General features: G+C 34.6%; 25 protein-coding genes. 17 read left to right on the top strand and 8 right to left on the bottom strand.

Annotated elements, in window-relative coordinates:
* The first annotated feature begins 206 nt into the window (after positions 1-206).
* The 11 genes from A6754_RS18140 to A6754_RS18095 all read left to right on the top strand — a co-directional run bounded on the left by A6754_RS18140 (position 207) and on the right by A6754_RS18095 (position 7,091).
* Entirely contained in the window at positions 207-428 is a 222-nt protein-coding gene (locus A6754_RS18140; RefSeq protein ID WP_156495820.1) for a hypothetical protein, read from the top strand.
* Positions 406-903 (top strand): HNH endonuclease signature motif containing protein, encoded by a 498-nt coding sequence (locus A6754_RS18135; protein ID WP_066449129.1) that lies wholly within the window; start codon positions 406-408, stop codon positions 901-903. Before A6754_RS18140 ends, A6754_RS18135 begins: the two co-directional genes overlap by 23 nt.
* A complete protein-coding gene (locus tag A6754_RS18130; protein WP_066449121.1) occupies positions 887-1,156 on the top strand; it encodes a hypothetical protein in 270 nt (89 codons plus the stop codon). The genes A6754_RS18135 and A6754_RS18130 overlap by 17 nt, the downstream gene beginning before the upstream one ends.
* Position 1,157: 1 nt before the next feature.
* Complete coding sequence (locus tag A6754_RS18125; protein WP_066449120.1) at positions 1,158-1,529, top strand: hypothetical protein; 372 nt, start codon at positions 1,158-1,160, stop codon at positions 1,527-1,529.
* Between the two features lie 510 nt (positions 1,530-2,039).
* On the top strand, positions 2,040-2,210 hold the full coding sequence (locus tag A6754_RS22845) for a hypothetical protein (RefSeq protein ID WP_156495819.1): 171 nt from the start codon (positions 2,040-2,042) through the stop codon (positions 2,208-2,210).
* A 6-nt stretch (positions 2,211-2,216) separates the two neighbouring features.
* Positions 2,217-3,878 (top strand): phage major capsid protein, encoded by a 1,662-nt coding sequence (locus A6754_RS18120; protein ID WP_066449118.1) that lies wholly within the window; start codon positions 2,217-2,219, stop codon positions 3,876-3,878.
* A 99-nt stretch (positions 3,879-3,977) separates the two neighbouring features.
* Positions 3,978-4,397, top strand: coding sequence for a phage major tail protein, TP901-1 family (locus tag A6754_RS18115; protein WP_082851735.1), 420 nt, complete (start codon positions 3,978-3,980; stop codon positions 4,395-4,397).
* Between the two features lie 62 nt (positions 4,398-4,459).
* Complete coding sequence (locus tag A6754_RS18110) at positions 4,460-4,681, top strand: hypothetical protein (RefSeq protein ID WP_066449115.1); 222 nt, start codon at positions 4,460-4,462, stop codon at positions 4,679-4,681.
* Between the two features lie 105 nt (positions 4,682-4,786).
* A complete protein-coding gene (locus A6754_RS18105; protein WP_066449114.1) occupies positions 4,787-5,341 on the top strand; it encodes a P27 family phage terminase small subunit in 555 nt (184 codons plus the stop codon).
* A gap of 1 nt (position 5,342) precedes the next feature.
* Positions 5,343-5,654 (top strand): hypothetical protein, encoded by a 312-nt coding sequence (locus A6754_RS18100; RefSeq protein ID WP_066449113.1) that lies wholly within the window; start codon positions 5,343-5,345, stop codon positions 5,652-5,654.
* Positions 5,655-6,017: 363 nt separating this feature from the next.
* Complete coding sequence (locus A6754_RS18095; protein WP_066449112.1) at positions 6,018-7,091, top strand: DNA methyltransferase; 1,074 nt, start codon at positions 6,018-6,020, stop codon at positions 7,089-7,091.
* A 28-nt stretch (positions 7,092-7,119) separates the two neighbouring features.
* Here A6754_RS18095 and A6754_RS18090 read toward each other — a convergent pair whose 3' ends face one another.
* The 8 genes from A6754_RS18090 to A6754_RS18050 all read right to left on the bottom strand — a co-directional run bounded on the left by A6754_RS18090 (position 7,120) and on the right by A6754_RS18050 (position 14,097).
* Positions 7,120-8,055 carry a hypothetical protein gene (locus A6754_RS18090; RefSeq protein WP_066449110.1) on the bottom strand — a complete coding sequence of 312 codons (936 nt, stop codon included), beginning with the start codon at positions 8,053-8,055 and terminating at the stop codon, positions 7,120-7,122.
* 67 nt (positions 8,056-8,122) lie between these two features.
* Positions 8,123-8,395 (bottom strand): DNA glycosylase family protein, encoded by a 273-nt coding sequence (locus A6754_RS18085; RefSeq protein ID WP_066449107.1) that lies wholly within the window; start codon positions 8,393-8,395, stop codon positions 8,123-8,125.
* Between the two features lie 118 nt (positions 8,396-8,513).
* Complete coding sequence (gene istB, locus A6754_RS18080) at positions 8,514-9,233, bottom strand: IS21-like element helper ATPase IstB (RefSeq protein WP_066446112.1); 720 nt, start codon at positions 9,231-9,233, stop codon at positions 8,514-8,516.
* Entirely contained in the window at positions 9,230-10,735 is a 1,506-nt protein-coding gene (istA, locus tag A6754_RS18075) for an IS21 family transposase (protein ID WP_066446114.1), read from the bottom strand. Before istA ends, istB begins: the two co-directional genes overlap by 4 nt.
* Positions 10,736-10,846: 111 nt before the next feature.
* Positions 10,847-11,212: a DNA glycosylase family protein gene (locus tag A6754_RS18070; RefSeq protein WP_066449101.1), complete on the bottom strand. Its 366-nt coding sequence runs from the start codon at positions 11,210-11,212 to the stop codon at positions 10,847-10,849.
* A gap of 20 nt (positions 11,213-11,232) precedes the next feature.
* Entirely contained in the window at positions 11,233-11,721 is a 489-nt protein-coding gene (locus A6754_RS18065) for a hypothetical protein (protein WP_066449098.1), read from the bottom strand.
* 785 nt (positions 11,722-12,506) lie between these two features.
* Positions 12,507-13,619, bottom strand: coding sequence for a site-specific integrase (locus A6754_RS18055; RefSeq protein WP_066449095.1), 1,113 nt, complete (start codon positions 13,617-13,619; stop codon positions 12,507-12,509).
* Between the two features lie 106 nt (positions 13,620-13,725).
* Positions 13,726-14,097 carry a DUF771 domain-containing protein gene (locus A6754_RS18050; RefSeq protein WP_066449093.1) on the bottom strand — a complete coding sequence of 124 codons (372 nt, stop codon included), beginning with the start codon at positions 14,095-14,097 and terminating at the stop codon, positions 13,726-13,728.
* A gap of 1,124 nt (positions 14,098-15,221) precedes the next feature.
* On the opposite strand from A6754_RS18050, the gene A6754_RS18045 reads away from it, so the two are divergent.
* The 6 genes from A6754_RS18045 to A6754_RS18020 all read left to right on the top strand — a co-directional run bounded on the left by A6754_RS18045 (position 15,222) and on the right by A6754_RS18020 (position 23,145).
* Entirely contained in the window at positions 15,222-15,458 is a 237-nt protein-coding gene (locus A6754_RS18045) for a hypothetical protein (protein ID WP_257298518.1), read from the top strand.
* A 270-nt stretch (positions 15,459-15,728) separates the two neighbouring features.
* Complete coding sequence (locus A6754_RS18040; RefSeq protein WP_066449091.1) at positions 15,729-16,166, top strand: hypothetical protein; 438 nt, start codon at positions 15,729-15,731, stop codon at positions 16,164-16,166.
* A gap of 475 nt (positions 16,167-16,641) precedes the next feature.
* Positions 16,642-18,531 (top strand): KAP family P-loop NTPase fold protein, encoded by a 1,890-nt coding sequence (locus A6754_RS18035; protein ID WP_066449088.1) that lies wholly within the window; start codon positions 16,642-16,644, stop codon positions 18,529-18,531.
* A gap of 11 nt (positions 18,532-18,542) precedes the next feature.
* A complete protein-coding gene (locus tag A6754_RS22840; protein WP_156495818.1) occupies positions 18,543-19,100 on the top strand; it encodes a hypothetical protein in 558 nt (185 codons plus the stop codon).
* A 371-nt stretch (positions 19,101-19,471) separates the two neighbouring features.
* Positions 19,472-21,163 (top strand): methyl-accepting chemotaxis protein, encoded by a 1,692-nt coding sequence (locus tag A6754_RS18025; protein ID WP_066449083.1) that lies wholly within the window; start codon positions 19,472-19,474, stop codon positions 21,161-21,163.
* A 365-nt stretch (positions 21,164-21,528) separates the two neighbouring features.
* Positions 21,529-23,145 carry a lactate permease LctP family transporter gene (locus A6754_RS18020; protein ID WP_066451726.1) on the top strand — a complete coding sequence of 539 codons (1,617 nt, stop codon included), beginning with the start codon at positions 21,529-21,531 and terminating at the stop codon, positions 23,143-23,145.
* Positions 23,146-23,154: the final 9 nt, after the last annotated feature.

The following is a 23,154-nucleotide window of genomic DNA, read 5'->3' as shown; positions in this document are numbered from 1 at the left end:
AATTAAATAATAAATAAATAAATATATATATTGCAATAAAAACTTCGTTACACTTCGTTTTTATTACAATAGATTAATTGATAACTGGCTGAAGAGCTGGTTATTTTTTTTATTTCTTTTCCAAAAAGTTTCCAAATCTCATTTACGAATTAAATATACGAGATATAAATATATTAATTAAATTTAATATTACGGAGGAGATCAAATTGAAAATGAGAACTAAAGCAACATCTTTTACTATACCTGAATTCTTGTTTAAAGAATTCGACGATTATTGCAAATTAAACAATCTAAACAAGTCAGCAATTATGAGAGGTTTCATATATAAGTATCTGAAAGAAAAAATTCCCGATAACCCAGTTGTTTCATCAATAATTGAAGTAAACAAAACGGAGGAAAAGAGATATGGAAAAATGGAAAGTCATTAAATACAAAGGGAGAACATTAAAAGTCAGTGACCATGGAAATGTAATCAATATGGACTATCACAAGACCGGAAAAGAAAGAATAGCCACAACTTCTATTAACAATTGTGGATATGTTCAAACGTTAAACGGTCTAGTTCATAGATTAGTAGCACAAGCTTTTCTGGGCCCTATTCCAAAAAATTACACAGTCAATCATATTGACGGAAACAAACTTAATAATCATGTTTCCAACTTAGAAATAGTTACTAGGTCGAGAAATCTCTTACATGCCTTTGAAATTGGTTTGAAAAGTGGAAAAGTAATTTCTGAATCAAATAAAGGTATATCAAGAAACAAAGGCATTCCAAAGTCTGAAGAACACAGGAAGAAAATGAAAGAATCTCAAAAGTTGAGATGGATAATCAAGTTCAGGAAAGAACTATTCCCTGACTGGAATGAAAATGAATGGAGGAAAAATCATGGCAATAATCAATAAACATCAAAGCTTGGACGAACAAATTGAACAAAGACAGAAAGACAGTTGGATAATAGCCGATCTATGTGATTCTGAACAAATGACTAATCGTGACAGGATTTTTGAAAAAGGTCTTGTTATGGAAGAAGTAGACTTAATGAAAAAGATTTTTGAAGATAATCTTGATAAAGATAAAGAAGAGTATATTGTGGTTTTGAATCTTATGAAACAGTTTTATAACAAGATTGCTAAACAACAAGGAGTGCTGATATAATATGAACCATCCAATTACTGAGCAAATAAAAAAGCAAGTCAAAACTATCGAAAATGAACGAAGTGGCATGGAATGGCGAAGACAACAGTTATGGTCTGGAGATGTATTTTCTTTTGCTTTTAATGGGGTTAAACGGTGGTTAATTCCACAACCCCATGCTCAAGCTGTTTATATATTAGATAAAGAGTTAAATATCATTGCTAGAGTTGAAGCTAAAAGTCTAGTTGCTGAATGGGTTAAAAATAATGTTGGTAGAAAGATGACAGGTCAAACAGCATACAGATATTTCTCTACTGGAAAGCTGTATCATGGTCTTTATTACTTCGTTCCAGTTGCTAAGTATGAAGAGTTTATGGAAGCGAAAAAGAATTAAAAAAGTTTTAAAAATATTGCTTAAAAAGCTAAAATGTTAGGTACTTGGTTTATATAAATATTAAGAGAGAGGTGCGGAAACACTTACTCTCGCTTCTGAGGATTTAGTTTTTTGTCCAGGCGATTTATCGTTTTTGATTCATGATTGAAGAGAGCTAATTATCATTGTTTCCTAGGTCATACTACGATTCGATAGATAGTTAGTTCTCACCTCCAATTAAAATTAACTTATATTATGATATATTTTGTTGTTGGTATTTCCAGCCAACAACCTCCTTGTAGTTGAGGACACGAGAGTTTCATATTCATTATTATTGATACAGCCTTGTCAACTGTATCATCACCACCTTAGACGGCCTTTTGGTCGTCTTTTTTTTATTTGTTCGGAAGTCTTTGGCCATTCTTCCGACGGTTCATGGTTGAGATCGGTCGTATCTTCAGATACGGCCATACTCTTTATTTTGCGATTTTTTAGATTTGCTTTAAAAGCAATTTTGAAAGGATGAAATAGATGACTAAGAAAGCTGAATGGATTCAAAACGGGCGTATCTACAATTTAGTAGATTCCCATGGGAAAGTTCTATACACAGTTGAAGATCGAACTTGTAATGGAAACTCTGTAACAAAAGAAATTCTTGAGAAGTACAAAAATGAGTACTTCGAAGAAAAGAAAGGAAGTTGATAGTCAATGGAAATGGAATTACGAGTAAACTCAGCGCAGCTGACTGGTAACGAAGATGGAACATTAAAAGTTTCTGGTTACGTCAATAAGACTGAGCAATTAAGTCAAGTACTTGGAGTTACAAAGAGATTCAAAGAAAAGATTGCAAGAGGCGCTTTTGCTAGAGCAATTAAACAAGCTGGTCGAGATATAGATTTCTTGTCAGAACACAAAGCAGATAAGATTCTATCTTCAACTAGAAATGGAAGTTTGAATCTACAAGAAGATGAACAGGGTCTTTACATGGAAGCAACTATCACTCCGACAAGTTGGGGTAAAGATGCTTATGAACTTATAAACTCTGGAATCTTCAGAAATATGAGTTTTGGATTCCGTACTATCAAAGATTCATGGAAATCTATTGAATCCAATTTGTACGAACGAACAATTGAAGAACTTGAGTTGTTTGAAGTTTCAGTTGTTAAGGACCCTGCTTATTCTCAATCAACAATAGCAGCACGTTCAATTGAATTGATTGAAGAACCTGAGATTCATGTTCAAAAAGAGGTTGAAGAGAAAGTTGAAGAACGTGAGATTCCTTTAGATACTCGTGAAGCAAGTCTTAAGCTTGATATTCAAAAGTCAGAAGGAACAATACGAAGCATTGAAAGAATGTCAAAACTTTCACCAGAAAACGAAGGATTTGTATTTACCTTAGAACGTGAAAAACAAAAATTAGAAGGGCTTAAGTCTGAGCTCGAAGATATAAAAAATCAAATGGAGGAACTAAAAATGACAAAACAAACTGAAGAACGTGACTTGCAAAAAACTGACTACAACGGTTCAATACTAGGAGAACAAGTCGATAAACAAATTATCGAAAAAGCAGAAAGTACATCAAGTGCATATCTAAAAGCTCGTAAGATTCCGTTTACTGGACATACAATGAAAGTTGCTGTTGAAACAGAACATGAAGATGCTGCTTTCGTAGATGAAGGTGATTTTGATTCAGTTCCTGAAATTGGTCTTAAATTAGACAACTTTGGAACGTTGAAGAAAAAACGTGTCGGATTATCAATGTCTTTCTCTAAGCAATTGATGTTTGATTCTGGAGCAGACTTATCAGGTTATGCAAAAGAAAAGATTGCTAAACGAGTGGTCAAAACTATTGAAAAATCAATTTTCACTGGAAATGGAACTAATGGATTCAATGGAATTGTTCATGATGAAAATGTTACACACTTTGGTTTTGCTAATGATGGTAACGCAGATTTGTTCTCGCTTCGTGGTCTATACTCAAAAGTACACGAAGACTTTCTTTCTAATAGTTCATGGTATATGAGCAGACCATTCTTTGAAAGAGTGTCTACTCTTAGAAACGATGATAACGAATATCACATTAAAAACGTGGTCATTGATGGGAAAATTACACCAACTCTGTTTGGCTTTCCAATTGAAATTACTAATGCTTTAGATGATGGAAATGAACTTGGCCAATATCCAGTAGTGTTCGGAAGCATTGAAGATGCTTATACTTTAGGAGTTTTAAAAGGAGTTAACATCCAACAGATTACAAATGATTCAGTTCATGTTTTACGTGGTTCGGTTGGATTCGTAGCAGACTTCTATGGCGATGGACAGGTAACAAATCCTAGCGCAATTGCTAAAGGTTACGTAGATGCAATGTAATATACCGCCTTATGTGAAATTACTCACAAGTTTTTTATGAGATCAGATATTTTTCTGGTCTCTTTTTTACTTCAAATAAACGAAAAAGGATGATATAAATTGGGAAAAATTCAAGGTATGAAATGTAAAGTTTTTATTCATAAAGCTGGAACATCAATGGTTCTCGCGGGGCAAAGGAACGCTACGTTAAATCGTAGTGCTGAGACTATTGATGCTACAAGTAAGAGTTCTGAAGGTGGCTGGAAAGAATCATTGCCGGGTTTTAAGGAATTCTCGATTGATTGTGATGGAGCATTCGTTACTGATGATGAAGCTTACAGTGTATTAGAAGAAGAATTCATAAATGGTAACACTGTAGATGCTTACTTGGAAATGCCTAACGGTTCGAAGTATTTTGGCAACTGCGTTATAACTGACTGCCCACTTGAGTTTCCATATGATGACCTAGCTACATGGTCTATTTCATTACAAGGCAATGGAGCATTAACAGTAGTACCAGTAGGAACTGAGTTAGCATAACAAAGATAAGAGCTAAGGTTAATCATCTTAGTTCTTATTTTATATGAAAGGAATGAGGATATATGAAAGAGAAGTTACAACACTTACATCATCTTAAAGATAGTATGGATAAAGATTTATTTAAGTTAGCAGCAGCATCAGTCTTAGTTAAGCACTTCTTAGAAGAGATGAACAATCAAGGTAAGAACATAGAGAGAACTAAGATGCTAGATAGAGTTAACTTATCATTGAGATCAATTGGTTGTTCTGAGATTAGTTATGGATATATGAGAGGTTGGTTATAAGTATGTAAGTATCCGCCTCTCGGAAATAAAAAAAACTCTAATCCACCATAATAACTGGTGAGGGGGTGTTTTTAGCGACTGTACATTTTGAAGTGGCCAGTGAAAATGGAAGAAAGGAATGATTATATGAACATTAAACCGAGTCATCTTAAGAAAGATTCGAACCCATTTAGACAGAAACAAAACGAACAGCAGAAAGAAAAAATGAAGGAACAATTCAAAGCAGTAGATTTGTCCCCACCAAAGCATTTCCACTTACGAAACGAACTTGTCTATCATCTTCTAGTTGCAAACCTTGAGAAACTTTCCTTGAACATTCACTTGAAAGAAATTGACACGTTTTCCTTAGTATCAATTGCTAATACTATTGACTTGCTAAGCGAGATTGAAAGAGATCTTCAAGAGACTGGAACAACGACTATTGGAAAAGACAATCAAGGCAATACGAAGGTTATTGCAAGTCCGTTAGTACCTATGAGAAATACGACCCAGAGAACTCTTGCACAGCAGTTAAAAGAATTGCAATTGGATCCAGCATCAAGACAGCTATTAACAGACTCAGTTCTCAATGATGTGAATATGTTCGAAACGGACTTTGATTCGATTGAAGATGATGAAGATATTCAGAACATTATTGCTAGAGCAGTTGGAGGTAAGTAGAATGCTAGAAGACGTGATTAAACTAATAAACGATTCAACCGAGTCTGACCCTTTTAGTAAGTCTAGAGAATATCTTATGAATGCTCAAAAGGGTAAGTATACTCCAGAAGAAGCGATGAGACTGATGCTAAAGGAACCAACAGTCTTTCTTGCTCCAGTAATATTCGTTATGTTTACTTCTGATACAAGATTGGATATTAAACTGTTCGAGTATGCATCAATCATCATGAAACAAGCTAAGCAAAAGAACAATAAGAAGCTGTATGATACAGCTAAAGCATCTTATAAGATTGGGAGAAAGGCGAATGTTTAATGGTTAAGCAATGGAATTTCATCTTAGAAAAAAGCTAATCACAGTGTACGAAAGTGACATTAAAATCGCTGAGAAAATAGCCTATGAAATCTTCGCAGAACTAAAGAAAACTCTGAAATGAGATGTTAAATGTATTTATTAATAATTTTCATTTTCATAGGATATTTTTATGTACGGGAACACTAGTTCGTTATATAATTATTAATAAGAGAGTCATATGTTAACAAGTTATTCTTAAGGTATTCCAATAAGGAGAGGTTTCCCTGTGTTATGAAAATATTCCAATTTAACAAATCGGCGACAAAGAATTTAAAGAGTGTTAAAATAAAATACGTATATTTAAAAATATAGGAGTGGTTAATGATGTTTAGTATAAGTAATGATAATGAGCACTCCGTTTTATATTTTGGGGATTCGTTGGATCATTATAAAAGTTGGCCGAATGCTAATACTATTATTTCGGATGGTCCATATGGTGTTAATGGATTTAAGGGAGATACGAGCAGTCCAAAAGATTTGCCAGAAGTTTATGAACCACATATTAAGGAATGGACTAAACACGCACAACCAGGGGCAACCTTATGGTTTTGGAATACAGAGATTGGATGGGCATTAGTTCATCCAATATTAGAGAAGTATGGTTGGGAATATAATGGCACTAACATTTGGGATAAGGGAATAGGCTATATAGCTGGTAATAGCAATAGTAAAACTCTTTCGAAGTTTCCTATTGTAACAGAAGTTTGTGTTCAATATATACTAAAACCAAGATTTTGTGTTAATGGTCAACAAGTAGAAGAAAAGGTTTGGCTTAGGGATGAATGGCAGAGGACTGGGCTACCCCTTTATAAAACAAATGAGGCGTGTGGAGTCAAAAATGCGGCAACACGAAAATACTTTACACAGTGCCATCTATGGTATTCGCCACCACCTGAACAGTTCGAGAAAATTGTGAAGTATGCTAACGAACATGGTAACCCAGATGGTAAGCCATATTTTTCCTTGGATGGAAACCGGTCACTAACACAACAAGAATGGGTAGATATTCATCCCAAATTTTATTGTCCAATTGGGGTTACAAATGTTTGGGACGAGCCCATGGTTGCTGGTGAAGAAAGGGTACGAAAGACAGGAAGCAAAAAGGCTGCACACTCTAATCAAAAACCTTTAAAGTTGATGAAGTTGATTATAGAAAGCTCTTCTGATAAAGGTGATGTAATTTGGGAGCCATTCGGTGGATTATGTAGCGCAATGTATGCTGCTATCGATTTAGGGCGCAGAGCATATGGGTCCGAAATCAATGAAGAATTTTTTGAATTAGCTAAGGAAAGATTAAATGGATTGTTGAAATCCAAAGAAATGGCTAGTTCCCATGATTTGGAAGATTGTAAAAAAGTAAAATCCAATAAGACAAATCAACTGAGTATGGCGTTATAGAAGAAAGGAGCAGGTAGTCTGCTCCTTTTTATTCAGGCAACTTGGATTCGTCCCGCCATAAGTCTATATATTCAAGGATTATCTCATTATTCTTAGATATTTTTCTCCAATGGGAAATCGGCTTATTATGAATTTCCAATGCATAAACTCGTTGCTTAAAGCTCTCAATATCTTCATGTTCAATTCTATCAATCTTTGCGAAATTGGTATCTAATCGATAAGAATACTTAGAACGAAGTTCATTAACCTTTTCAATGATTTCTGGAGTCGGAGAATAACCAGCCTTTAATTCTTCTTCCCATTCCTCAACCTCTTTAATAGCTTTTTCTAGTTGAGCCTTCTGCTCGGGTTTATCGGTTTGAATTACATACCCTTCAACATTTGATTGTTGCAAGTTGGCTGTTCTCTCCCCAGTTTCTTGCGGTTCAACAACCAGATAATGAGGTGGTTTATAGTAATGGTTATCCCTGCATTTAGCAACCTCTGAAGCTGGACCTACCCAAACATCAATTATTTTAGGACGACCATGTAATATAAACTCAGGTAACCAAGCAATTAGTGCAACATACGTATTATCATCACCACATTGTTGGTAGCTACCTTTAAATCTTGCAGTAATTTCAGTAGCAAAAGGAAACCAGGCTTTTACTTCGATACCAGGTATTTTCTCAAGGTAATCACTTTGGAAAATGTTATCAGGGAAACCCGGGTCTTGGCGAACCCACTTTCCGAAAGCAGAGTACTCACCGTTTTCGTTAAGATGGCTAGCCATGTTTAGTTCAATCATATTACCCGTTATTGAAGATAATTTTGAAATTGTTTTTGATAAAAATTGAGCATATTCAATATCTGAAGGCTTATTTATAGATAGAACATCAAATGTATGCCCCTTTAAGTCCTTTAAAGCTTCAATTGCATCCTCGATGACTTCTGAGTAGGTCGGTGCATTTTTAGATTCAATCATTCTTTTCCCCCCATAAATATATATCCAATATAATAATACCAGATACTTACATATGTTAGGGAATAAATCACTCAAATAAATCAGAGGTTTCTTTTGTAAGACCAATATTTATTGCTTCCCATAAATATAATGAAGCAATAGTATTGTATGGGTTCCATTTTGAATAGAAATGATTTAAGTCTAGAGGTTCATTTTTATCTACATTATAAAGCCATCGAATAGCATTTTTAATACTTATATCACCATATGATAAGATGTTAAGTCTTCCTAATGAAAATATTAAAAACATTTCAGCAGTCCAATTCCCTATTCCATTTACATTTGTCAAGGTCTTCATCACTTCACTGTTCTCCAATAAATGAATATTACGGAAGTCAATTTCCCTAGATGTATTTGGCAACTAAAAAATGCATAAAACGGCAATTAAAAATGTATCCACTTGTCAACGAACTCGTTTACTAATTTTGTAAAATAGATTCTCTGTAGCGATGACTATCACCATTAAACACTACAAGATGCGAATGGTGAATGAGTCGGTCAATAACTGCCTCTGTCAATATAGGATCGCCAAAGACATGATTCCATTGACCGAACTGAAGATTAGTTGTTATGATGATACTCTTTGCCTCATAACACATCGAAATGACTTGAAATAGTAATTCTCCTCCCTGTTTATGTAGGGGAATATAGCCCAATTCATCAAGTATCAAGCAATCTAGTTTTTCAATCTGCTTAAACAGTTTGCTTAACGTACCCTTTTCATTGGCATCAAGAAGACGGTTGACCAATCCTGCCACTGTGTAGAACTTTACTGATTTGCCATACTTCTGTATGGCATTTAACCCAATCAGTGTGGCTAGATATGTTTTCCCTGCCCCTACTCCACCATAGAAGATGGCATTCTCTTGTTGGTCCATAAATTCTCCATTCAATAGAGAATCCTTTGTTAGTCCTCCAGGCAATTGTACTTCTGTCCAATCAAATGGCTTTCCTTTAACTTTAGGGAGGGTAGCCTGAGTAAGTAATAAATTGGCTTTTCGCTCCTCCCTTTGTTGGATTTCCTCCTCAAAAAGCTTTAGTAAAAAGTTTTCATTAGTTGTTGCTTCTACCTCGTGGTAATGTTCCCTAATCCAACTGAGTTTTAATCGTTTCGCATAGGACTGAATCTGCTGGTTCAATGTTTTGTCACTCCTTTATGGAGCTGGTCATAAAGATCAAGTCCTCTTGTAGCTTTAGGTAATTCAGGTAACGGGATTGTCGGCTTTATCTCACTACGTACTCCACGTCCATTAATAAGTTGGTAGAATACTTGTTTAATTGCCTCGACAGAGGGATGTCCTTTCTCTGAAGCGGTGACAAGAGCTTTCGTTATTATGGTGAAATCGTAATCTTTTAATATAGTCGATAATAATCGCAATGCTTCCGGTTTTTCAGATACCGTGCAGCACTCAAAATACACCTTCCATTCCTCAGGTAGTTGATCATAAAAACTGGTATACTTTAGTGCCATAGGGCGTTTGGCCATTAAATTTAAATAAGGCTGCCATTTCATCGACTTGCGGTATTGCCCGTACAGTCGAGAATGACTCACTACTAATTGATGATCATCATTTAAGATCTCAACGGTATTGTAGGATATCTTTACTAATACCTTGCTTTGTGCATATCTTGGTGAAGTGGAGTACAGGTTCAAGTCCAGTTTAATATAACCATATTTATCAGCTTTCAACGTTTCATATCTAACACAATTGTATTCTTTAGAAGGTAAAAGTAGAAAGGCTGCTTTATCTTCTTCAAATAGGTCAGATATTAAGCTTTCTTTTTGGTAATGCTTTCGATTTCTGTCACTCTCAGCTTTTTCCCATAACTTCATATTTAGCTCATCGAGCTCAATAATAGAAAGACTAGGAAGGAGAAAGTTATTTCTCACATACTTTACCATGGATTCAACGTGTCCTTTTTCATTGCCACTGTTGGGATTACAAAACTCGCACTCAAACCCATAATGCAGTACGAAATTTTGGAACTCATCCGTTAATTGCCGTTCTCCATTCGGCAAGATCTTCTTTACGGCAGGGGATAGGTTATCAAAACGTATGGTTTTTGGTACTCCTCCCATATGATGAAACACTCTCTTCATTCCTTCTAAGAAACATTCCTTGTTTTGCGAAGGAAAGACCTGAAAATAAAATCCATTACTTGAAGGGAAGGACATCACTAGAAATGGCAAGACTAACTCTTCACCTGCATATATAAACGGAGCCTCCCCGAAGTCCACCTGTGCTGTTCCTGGAATAGATTCTAATGGAAGTGCAGCTTGAGGTGACTCCTGCAGTAACTCCTTCTTCTTGAATGAAACATAATTCCGTACACTACGATCAGAGCCTTTGAATTCATGAAGTTCTTTTAACAATTCCCACATTCTCTTAGCCGTTCTTCGGAACTTCTTTTTCTTCCTCAAGTCTTCCATAATCCAATCATCTAGGATAGATTTTACTGGGCCTAATACCGGTGCTTGTCTTTGTTGCACTTTTTTTACCTTTTCGTTAAAGTCCTCCATGTCCGCATATTTCTTAACTGTTCTAGGATCCTTCCCCATTCTTTTAGCTACATCTGTATAATTGCAATCTTTATTATTAACCTCGTGTCTGATATACTTAATCTCGGCCACTGCCAACATCTCCTTAATACCTCCTGCGCTTGTTTGTCCCAACAGGAAGTGTATGTGTATTTTGGAATGTTGACAAGTGGTTTTTTTAATTTGTACAGGCCCCCTCGGGGCCTGTACAAATTAAATGCCGAACCTTACATTTTTATAATGCCATAAACACCTAGATATGTGTTTTTGGGTAAGATCCTTGATATATTTAACTTTTGCTCCTGAAACCCCTGCGCTTCTTAACTCATTCTCATCTATGGTGTCAATTAATAGAGGATCAAAATTTGGCCAAACATTTTCAACCCTCTTAGTTATAGTTAATGCAGCTTTGAGCGATAATTGTTGACCGATAATCTGTTTGACTAATGAACTGTAATAGTTTTGACTTAGTGGAATGTCGATTGTCCCAATTTTATTAATTAATTTTTTTAAACGGTTGTCTACTTCAGATAGATGTATAACTCGTGTATCTTCAGTAGAAAAAAATAACTTCTCCATATATTCACGCCTTTATACTCTTATAATTCATATCGTACTTTTTTCTCTTTGATAGTATTTTGTTTAATTTCATCTATATATTTATTAACACACCATTCTGAGCAAAACTTTTCCCCGTGAATCTGCTTGTGCCAATTTTGTGCCATCCAATATCCTTCATCAGTTTTAGTTGAAATTTCCTTTAAACAATTTACACATTCAATAGAATAATGCCTTTTTAAATCTTTTCTAAATTGCTTTTTTAATGGTGGACCTTGGTTAAATTCAGAAAAAGAATAATCAACGTCGTTTTTTATTTGGTCCAAAGTTCGCTCTTTATATTCCTTATCACTTATCCTTATATAGGAAGTCGTTAATCCTGCTATTATCTCTTTAACTTCTTTAAGGGTAAGCTCTTCATTTAACCCGTTAAATGCTCTTAAACCTCCGTTCTCTTCATCCCTATAAAAGTTATAATAGGCTTGTCTTTTTATTGTTAAATCCTTTTCAGTAAAATAATTTTTGCTCATAATCTATTTTCCCCTTCAGTGTTATAAATTTTATAAATTAATTTTACACTTTTTATTTTGTTGATATAAGAGCTGTGAGGTGATTATCTTGTATCCGACAAAAGAGAAGTTAATTCAACATCTATCGAATAAAATGACCAATCAAGATATAGCGAAGATTTATGGAATGTCGTTTCAAAAAATAATTCAACTAATTAAGATGTACAATCTTGATCCAAATGAACTAAGGGGAGTCGATAAGTACATTGTTTATGAACATTGGTGCAACGAGGAAGTAGTTTATGTTGGAAGCGGGTTGTGGTACCGTTGCAGGCGGTATACTAATAGAAGAAATGTAGAACATAGGCATTTAATGAAAGACGGAAAGCTTCATTATAAAATCATTAAAGAATTTAAATTTGAATATGAGGCAAGAAAATATGAGTCTGAACTTATTAGGAAATATAAGAAAATTAATCAAGCAAAGTTCAACAAACATGCTTGACTATTCAGACAAGTAGAAGCATAATAGTAGGTAATCGTATGCTTCGGTTTTAGTTAAAATTTAATGAACTGTTGATATAACTGTATCGGTGGGGTGTCGTAAGGGGGTCTTGACTCAAAATCGTGTTCCTTCTGGAGTGTCGGTTCGACCCCGACCACCGGTATCTATAGGTTAATTTTAGTTACGATTAATATTACCAGGAAAGCTCATAAACCTTGATATGAAAGGGTTTATGAGCTTTTTTCTTTTATTCAAGTATCCGATTGAAAACGGTAGGTTTTTATATCATTTTACACATTTTTTACACCGCCATACTTTCGAATGTTTGCACTGTAACTTGCTCATCTTGCAAGCGTAATTCTTTGAGAACGTGTGTATACTCTTTTAATGTAGTTTCAATGTCACTATGCCCCAATCTTTCAGAAACGTAGTGAATGGATGCCTTTTTGTATAAAAGTATACTTGCGTGAGTGTGGCGTAGACCATGAACTGTAATTGGCTCAATGTTTAGCTCCAATAACAGTTTTTTTAGCAACTTATTTGCATTAGTGTTGCTAATTACTTTGTATTTTGATTCTGGACTATAGAACACTAATTCATCAATGTTCGTTGGAGTGCTATTGAACAGTTTTTTAAAATAGTTCATCGTTATTTTGTCCATCTTAACGACTCGATTAGATTGTTCGTTTTTAGTTTGACCAAAGCCTTTTGGAGAATTCCGTTTGTATCCCCAAGTCTTATTTATTGTGATTGTGTTCTTCTCGAAATTAAAGTCTTTCCTGGTTAACCCTACTGCTTCAGCAAAGCGAACTCCTGAAGTTGCAATTAAGAGTAGTAAAGAGTAGCCTAACCCTTCATTAATCTTATTCCAAATGGTTTTCAAGAGTAATTCACTTTCATGGAAGTCTAAGTGCTTTTCTACTGATTTTTTAGCTGGAACAGTCCATGTTGGTTGGATTTTTCGAGTAAAGTCAATCTGAATTAATTGATCTTCCATTGCATCTTTAACACAGGATCTTATATGTCCGTGAACCTTTGCGACTGTCTCCTTTGCTTTATTAGATCCGAACCAATTCAAGAATTTTTGATAGTCATGTCTTTTAATATTTTGAATGGGTGTATCTGAAAAGTAATCTCTTATTGCACTTAATGAGTATTCGTAATGCTTCAGTGTAGTCTTACTAACTACTGGTTCTTTGTATAGTGAAATCCATCTGTCAAAGCATTCGGTAAAGGGGATTTTTTTTGTAACAGGAATTAAACCTTTGGCTAATTGAGTTTCAACTTCAGCGGCTGCAACCATTGCTTCTTTTTTTGTACGAAAACCACTTTTTCTAATGGGTTTTGATTTTCCATCGACCATATTGCTAACTGTATATTCATAACTCTTTCCACGTTTTCTGATTGAAGCCATATTTTTTCTCTCCTCATCTAGTTGTAGTTAGATAAGGGTGGTCACTTGGTATTATGGAGCCACCCTTATCATAAATGTTATTGTAAATTTTGTATAGTCTAAGCGATTAGGCTATTTTATTGCTTTGAGAAAAGATTTGTTGGAAGTTCTTATCCAAAAAATCACTCATTTTTAAGGCATGAAATGACCAAGTTTGACCTTTTGATTTAGGGTAGAAAACAAAACCACCGTTATCAACATCAAGTATTCTTCTGAATTTTGAAGGAAAAAGTATATTTTCTTTTATCCATTCATTTTTTCTATTTATTCGCTTTTCAAGATCTTTCATAGTCCAATAAACACCTTTCAATTGTTGGTGTTTTAGTTCTTTTAATTCTAATTTGGTAATGATTACTGAATCAGAAGGGATGGGTATTGTGAGGCTAACGGAAAGGTGTTGTTGCGATAATTTATCATCTACTATTTGTAATGAATTCATGCAATATCATCACCCTTCGCTATTGATAAAGGGTAAGATTCATTTTGGTATGAATCATAGTTTTGTCGATTTTTTTGATTTTCATTTATTGTGAAAGGATAAATAGAACCGAAAGTTTTTGTGGATTGGATACGGTAGATGTACTGGTTTTTCACTTTGTTTCCTCCTGATTTTTTTTAGAAGTTATGGGGGATTTATGTCATTTGACTTGGAGGGGAATAGTGGTCGCATTTACTTGAAAAGTTAACTTCCTTCCAAGAATCAATTAGTTAATAAATCTATCATAATAAGTATCACTTCATAAATCAAAATTATTAGGTTCGAGGGTTAGAAAATACTCTGGATATAAAAAGATATTCATAGTAAAAAGTAATCCTTACTTCTAAAGTGAAAGATTACTTTTTTAGTGAATAAACTTTAATAATGTATTGAATAGTCACCCTATTGGCGGTATAAGTATAAACCTCATAAATGGAATGGTCCAAAATACTGTCCATATTAATCCCGAAAGTTCAGGAAGAAGATCTAGGTAGTGACCCCAGTTTAAAATATGTACACTTTGTAACTGAATATCTGGAATCGTAATAAGATTTTAAGAGTTATAATCTAGTTTATGTTCATTTATTAATAGTTTCTCTGCTAAATCAATCTGACTTGACCATTCATCATAGTGAGGTGTCTTGCCCCCAAATCTGCCTAGATAAATTTTTTTATTATTAGAATCATTTGTCCCCACCACCACGTTTCTTGTAATACTCGTTTTCCTATGGTTTGCTGATCTGCTTTGCCTATGTATCATAGAACGTCTTTTCCATAGACTGTGTGTTTACCATAAGCCTGATAAATTCCATAGTCTTTAGTTACGTCCTGTAACCTATTAAATCTTCTAGTGTGAATGGTCCTTCCCATTTAATCTGAATGAGTTTTACTGGTCTATTTTGCATGTACATTCTCCTATACTCATAATTTTGCCTAATATATAGTTAAGAAATTATTATATAATAAAAATTAACTATTCATAGGCATGTTTGCGTTATACATTGGGAAGATAGTGATAGAAACCCTTGTTTAGATAGGTTAAAAATCATGAGTACAATTGAAGTAGATTTTGATAGGGGTATGGTATGAAGAATATGAATATATTAAAGCAAAAAAAGAAATTGGATACAATGCAACAAGGTTGCCGAGAGGGAGGTCTTCAAGTAGCTGAACAACTGATTTCTAAGGAAGGAGGTACTTATGGATTCGAAGTTCTATGGGAGAGAAACCGATCAGATCTTTCTGTTGAAGATTTCGTACTTAATCTGAAATTTATTGAACTCTTTACTGCAAGTGAGTTGGAGATGTGTCGTAAAAGTTAACTATAAAAAATGATGAGCAACAGATGCTTTTAAGGAATTCTCTGTTTACATAAAATGTTAATTATTCAGTCTAGTCGACTTTCTCAGGATATTAGAGTAAGGAATACAACTAATCTCTACATTGATGTATTGTTTTACTACTCTTATACCATTATCTACTTCTACCTTATATTAAAACTTTATAAAAAACAGAAAATTTGTAAATGATAGGGAATAATACATTCTTCATATATAAACTTTACTTTGAATCAGCGAATTGGAGTGAGAAAATTGATACTAGAGCAAAAGCTAGAATTATTAGGTATTCCCTCATTGCATATACAGTGGTTAAAAGCTACAAATTTAGAATCCAAACCAAGTGATTATCTTATAATAGAGGATAACGAAAAACAAATAATACCAGTAAGTAAGATAGTAGGACTTGATTTAAGAGGAAATCCAGGACATTCCTGGTGGAGTCATTTCTCTCAAGATAAAGGAAATTTACCTAGACTAGGGTTTTTGATTAAAAGAATGGTAATCCTAGGGTTGGATGACTTTAAAGCAACATATATGATGGAAGAATTTGCACAAGATTTAGATCTGTTGTATTTTCCAGCTTTTGATTTTTACATTGGTACGAATGGATCTCATCGTATTACAATGGCGAAGGTAACAAATGTTGAGTATATGATTGGAAATGTAACTGTTACAAAAGAAAAGTTATAGGTGTTTGATACTTATGGTAAGTAGAGTAGATATCCAACCAGTAATTGTGAGTCTTTTAAAGTAAAAAAACTATGTCAAATACTATTACAAAATTGAATTTCTAATTGGAGAACAGGCATAGGTAGCAAGATACCTAGAAATTTAAAGAAGATATTGAAAATAGTAACTTAGTCTCAAGGTAAGTTGAAACAGTTGAGGAGTCAAAAGGAAATTGGATGCTTTATACGATTACGACCTTTAAGAAGAATAAAGGTAATAGTCTAAGTAAGAATATACAAAAACTAGGAAATGGGATTATTAAAAAGTGATTACTTTTCGTAGTTGAATTAAATAGAAGGTTTATTTAATTGATACAAAAGACGCACCATAGGGTGTGTCTTTTTATTACTAATATTGTCGATAGACAAAAATAGGTAATTAGTACAAAATATTAATATAGTATTAAATCATTCCTGATAAATTAGGGGGAAAATCAATGTGGGCAGATAATGCTTCGAGGGTAGATATGCTCTCTTATGAACCGTATGCTGAGTTACTATTCGATATTTCAATGACTGAGAGAGTTAATCCTTTGACTGTGGGGTTACTAGGCAATTGGGGAAGTGGGAAATCTACAGTCTTAAATCTTATAGAGGAGAAGATTAAGAAGGAACAGAGTTCCAATGTGGTTACAGTTTTTGTGAATGCCTGGATGTTTGAAGGGTATGATGATGCCAAAACAGCTCTAATGGAGGTAATTTTAAGAACATTAGAGGAAAATGAAACAATAATGCAACAAGTTGGAGGGGCACTTAAAAGTTTAAGAGAAAAAGTTGATTGGTTTAGGTTAGGCGGCTATGCGATAAAAAAAGGAGTTCCTTATATGCTAAATGCTACTCTTGGAAACCCCTTCCCAATGATAGTTGATGGAATAAAAGCATTGGTTCCGAAGGAAGGAAAGCAAGCAGAGGAAATAATTGCAGAGCTTATGAAAACTAAGGAATTTTTAAAGGATCAACCTCAGGATAATGTAGTCCAGAATATCAGGGTATTCAGGGGAGAGTTCGAGAAAATGATGAGTGATTCAAAACTGGATAATCTCATTATTATCATTGACGACTTGGATAGATGTAGTCCGGAACGTATTATTGAAACTCTTGAAGCAATAAGGTTATTTCTAGCTGTGAAAAAAACAACCTTCATAATAGCTATAGATGAGGATGTTGTTAGCTATGCCGTTCAAAGTAAATATCCAAAAATAGATGATGCAACTCTGAATATTTCTAAAGATTACATTGAAAAAATAATCCAAATGCCTATTAGAATTCCAGAGTTATCTGAAAATGACGTGAAGAACTATCTAAAACTCTTAATCTGTGAAATTTTCTTGAAAGAAGATCATTTAACAAGGCTGCTACTAGGATTAAAGGAGCGACAAGTCTTTGTTAAAGGTGAGATTATAAGCCAAGATGAAATATTGACAATTTTAAAATTGGAAGAGTATCCGGAGGAACAGGTGTTTAGCACAGGTTCTTCCAAAGAAGATTTTGAATTGCAGTTAGATGTATTTAGTAAGGTGGCAGAAATAATTGCTTCAACATTAAAAGGAAATCCTCGCCAAGCAAAAAGGTTCTTAAATACATTTTATATTAGAAAAAGGCTCTCAGAACTCCAAGGTTTACAACTTGATTTAAGTATCCTTGCAAAGTTAATGGTCCTTGAATATACACATGTTGATTTGTTTAGAGAACTTTATGTTTGGCATGTGAAAAATGAAGGGTTTGCACGAGAGTTGGAAGATTTGATTAAATTTTCACTTGAAGACACTTCTGAGTCTGATCAAATAAAACAGAAGTATAGTAGTACCTGGTTCAAGCCGATAATTCAGCAATGGCTCAAGGTAGAGCCTGTTAATATTCATGAAGAAGATTTAAGGCAGTATTTCTATCTAGCAAAAGAGGCAATTAAGGAAAAAAATATATCTATGCTGAATTTGACTGCCGAAGAAAGAAAGTGGGTTAATGAGATCTGTGCTGAGGGGCTCAATGAGGCATTAAGGAAACAGAAAATTGAGGATCTTTCCACGGCTGAGAATATTGATCATACAAGAGTAATTAAAGGTATTATTGCAAAATACCATTCAAATAGAGAGGCGAATGTAAAAGTCTTAATAGGCATTTATGAGCAGTTTTTCAATTTTAAAGGTGAAATCCTTAAAGAGATTAGAAAACTACGCAAAGAAGATTTCAGTCCACCTATAATTAAGAACCTTAATATCATCAAGGGGAGCAATAATCAAGATTACGAAGAATTAAAAAAATACTTTATTGATGAAGGAAAAGTAGAGAGAGCATTTTGGGAAAGAATTGAGAATCCGAGAGGATAGGGGGATTAGTAATGGGAACATCGAAAGGCTATTCGCCACCCACTGGACACTTGTGGAGTGATACAAAGAGAGCGGTCTCAGGAATGGCAAGAAATAATTACAGTCCAGATTCAATAGGAAAGGCAATGTCAAACTTTTCAAAAGCCAACAGGAGTAATGGGTCAGGTAAAGAGGGAAATTCAGCAATAGGAGCCTCTGGAACTAGAGCCATAAACTTTTCAGGTTTAGTAAGGAACTTTGGGCTTGATTATGCTTTAAACGAAGTTGGTTTATCAATAATTACACGTTCTCCATGTTCATCTTCACAATATATATCAACATTGAATGATCCGATCTGTTTTTCCGTTTCGACAACATTCAAGCTAAAATCTAACTTCTCATTTAAGAAATCAATGTTATCAGCTAACCATCTGGTAAAATTTCTTGGTTCGCTCTTCCAAACCTCTCTTACATTCAATAACTCTGCTTTTCTTATTTCCATAGCTTGTCCACTCCCTGATAAAAAATATCTTATCTTCTTTTCGATACAAGTGACTAAATACCCTCTTAAAAATTACACTTCATCTTAATAATACAAGATTTTAACGTGAGCTATAGTGGACATTTTTTTCTTCTTATATGGGGGTACTAATGTGGGACAAAGGAGCACATAGTACAACGAGGGGCTGAGTCAGGGCAATATATATTTAAACAAGCTCATATGTAGTGGTAGCCTAAAACTCTCTCGATTGTCCCAAGTTCTATCTAGCCCCTTTTATTTACTAATCTCTAATTAAAAGTCTTAGTTTAGTTTGAAATATCCCTGACAATTCTGACGCAATTCTGACACATTTCTCTATTTTAATAATGGAAAAATACTAGATAAACTAAAGTGAATGGGTCTTTATCCGAAATTAAAGGAGAGATAACGATTATTTTATAATAGGAAAGAAGGACAACAATGAATTACACAGTATCTAAAAAACTTTTAACTGCTTTTGGGTTAGTATTGGCACTGCTGGCAATTGCCACAGTTGTTTCGTTTATTGGTTTTAAGAATGCTGATGCCAGTTATTCTACTTTAATTGATGTCCAAACTCATAATTTGGACAAGGCTAAGGATTTAAAAATTAGTGTTAGAGAACAATCTGCCGCTGTCAGGGGATATATGCTGACTGGCGAAGAAGATTTTGAAAAGGATATTGATACAGCAAATAAAAATTTTGAAGAGGTTATTGAGTATTTGTTGAGTCATTTAACTGTCCCTCAAAATATAGATAAGGTGAAGAATCTTCAAGAGACATACAAACAGTATAATCAGATTGTGCAAGATTTAGTTAAGTTAATAGAGAACGGACAAGATAGCGAAGCAATAGCTCTAATGAATGAAGATGGTCGTAATATGGGCAATCAATTATCAATTGAAACGGACGAAATTGTAGAAGCCATCCAGAAGAAACTCACCATTGAAAACGAAAGAGTCTCCTCCAAGACAAAGAGTATTTCAGTCCAAGTGCTATCAATAAGTATAATTGCAATTATGATAGGTATTCTTTTGTCCATAATGATTAGTAGAATGATTACCCGTCCAGTTAAGAAAGTTTCGGAGGCCATGAGAAAATTAGCACTAGGAAACTTGGATATTGAACCTGTATCCATTAAAAATAAGGATGAGCTTGGGGAAATGGGTACTATCCTAAATGGAATGATAGCAGAATTTAGAAAGGTTGTCGGTCAGGTTAGGGAATCTTCAGAACAGGTAGCTGCAAGCAGTGAGGAATTAGCAGCAAGTTCTGACCAAAGTACCAAGGTTTCTGAACATATTGCAGTTGTCACCCAGAAATCAGCAGAAGGATCAGAACAGCAGATGATAGAGTTTCAAAAGGTTTCCTCTTCTGTGGATCAAATGGTATCGGGTCTACATCAAATTGCTCGAAATTCAGAAGATATGCAACAGGTAGCCAACTTAACCGAATCATTGACCCGGGATGGAGCCGCAGCTATTTCTAATGTCGAGGATCAAATGGAAAAAATAGAGAGAACAGTATCAGGAGCTACTAAAATCATCCAATCACTAGAAAATAAATCAGAAGAAATCAGCCATATTGTCAGTATCATCACTGGCATTGCAGATCAAACAAATTTATTGGCCTTGAATGCTGCTATTGAAGCCGCTCGAGCTGGAGAGAACGGGAAGGGATTTGCGGTTGTAGCAGATGAAGTAAGGAAACTTGCGGAGGACTCTAAAAAGTCAGCGGATCAAATCAAAGAGATGATTGCTATTATTTTAAATGGAACTGTTCAAGCGGTTGGAGCAATGAGAGATGGACACAACCAAGTACAGGAAGGAATGAAAGAAACAAGTCAAGCAAGCTCTGCCTTCATGGAAATATCTACTTCAATGGGAAATGTTTCTGATAAAGTTAAGGAAGTAACCATCTCTGTAGAATCATTGGTGAATCAAAGTGATCAGGTATCTATAGCTATGGAGCAATTAACCCAGATTTCTATGCGAAGTGTGACGGCAAACCAGGAAAGTAGTGCAGCAACAGAGGAACAATTAGCAACAATGGAAGAAGTATCTGCTGCAGCAAATTCTTTGGCTTATTTATCCGAAGATTTGCAGGAAATCATTAAACACTTTAAATTATAAATATACACCGAAGGCTAATCGGGAAATTTCTCCGGTATCCTTCGGTTTTTTATTTTCATTGTAAACTCTTTAGAAATCAATATCAGTCCAACCTAAATTAGTAACTAGGAGGTTTTTTAATGTGCTAAAAACTGTAAAATTATTCAATACCTTCTTCATAAGTTCGTAAGTTCTATAACCTTCATTCAGTTAGTTCCATTAATAGATAAAATTAGCAGTTTGGTGCTTCTCCTTATTTTTAACCTTATAGATTATTAAAAAGGGAGCAAAAGCCAAAGGTTAGTTAGGTTTGATTATGTTTAAATGGGAGTTTTCAGGATAAACTACCTTTGATTGGCGATAAAAAAGGAAAGGAGCTTAATATAATGGATACATGGTTACAAGAGTATAATCCCTTGGATAACATATGGCTTTCTGCTATTACAGCAGCCATTCCAATTGTTCTTTTTATATTAATGCTTTCAATTTTCAAATTAAAAGGTTATCTTGCAGGTCTCTACAGTATCATTGTATCAGGGCTAGTAGCGGTGTTTATTTATAAAATGCCTCTTCTAATGGTATTAATGTCAGCTATATATGGGGTTTTAGCGGGTATATGGCCTGTAGCTTCTATTGTTTTTGCAGCAATTTTTCTTTATAAGATAACAGTTAAGACTGGGAAGTTCGAAATTATTGAAAACAGCATCTCATTCATTACAGCAGATCAAAGATTGCAAGTTTTAATTGTTGCCTATTCATTTGGAGCTTTTTTGGAAGGAGCTGCGGGATTCGGTGCACCTGTAGCGATAACAGCAGCCATATTAGTGGGGTTAGGATTTAGTCCTATCTACGCAGCTAGTCTTTGCTTGATTGCTAACATTGCTGGAGGAGCCTATGGAGCAATGGGTATACCTGTAACAGTTCCTTCATTACTTACTGGCTTAAACGCCTTAACTGTTGCACGGTATACAGTCTTGTTAATTCCTATCATAAGTGTTCTTGTAGCCTTTTTACTAATATTTATCATAGATGGTTTCAAAGGGATTAAACAAACATTTCCTGCCATTCTGGTTAGCGGAGTCTCTTTTGCTATAACACAAGCCTTAGTATTGACTTTTTTGGGTGCAGAATTGGCTGATATTTTATCTGCTATTGTAAGTTTAGTATCTCTATCTTTATTTTTACAAGTGTGGAAACCCAAAGAAATCTATCGTATAAATCAAGGTGAATCAGAAGACAATAGTGTTAGGTATTCACTAGGTAAGATTGTATTTGCTTGGCTTCCGTTTGTTTTTTTAACGCTATGTGTGACAGTATTCAACCTATCATTTTTTAAAAATTTATTTATTACGGGTGGTCCTTTAGAGAAATTAGTATTTCTCTTCCCAATTCAGGGTTTGAATAACCTAGTCATCAAACATGCACCTGTGGTGCCCTTAGATACACCATTTGCAGCTGTTTTTAAATTTGATCCTTTTTCTTCTACCACAACAGCGATTGTTATCACCATCATTGTTGCAAGTATACTTTTCCGTTGTAGCAATCGTTTGTTGCTGGAAGCAACAAAAGAAACAGCAAAGGAACTATTAACGCCAGTGTTAACCATCTGTAGTGTGCTTGCCTTTGCATATATTTGTAACTATTCTGGTATGTCATCCACATTGGGGTTAGCCTTTGCCTCTACAGGTGCCTTTTTCCCGCTATTTTCACCTATATTGGGTTGGATTGGGGTATTTTTAACTGGTTCTGTTGTCAACAGTGGTTCCTTATTTGCCCCACTACAGTCAGTTACGGCTACCCAAATTGGTATTGCACCGGAAACTATGGTGGCAGTAAATATAATGGGGGGAACTATGGCAAAAATGATTTCCCCACAATCTATAGCTGTTGCAGCAGCTGCAGTTGGGTTAGTTGGAAAAGATAATGAACTTTTTAAATTCACCATTAAGTATAGCTTAATTTTCTTAATTCTAATTGGAATTGTTAGTTGGTTACTTTTTTGAATTGAAAGG

Source organism: Cytobacillus gottheilii (assembly GCF_001636345.1).
GTDB lineage: Bacteria > Bacillota > Bacilli > Bacillales > Cytobacillaceae > Cytobacillus > Cytobacillus gottheilii.
Note: the sequence above shows the minus strand (reverse complement) of the source record. Positions and strands in the feature narration are given on the sequence as shown.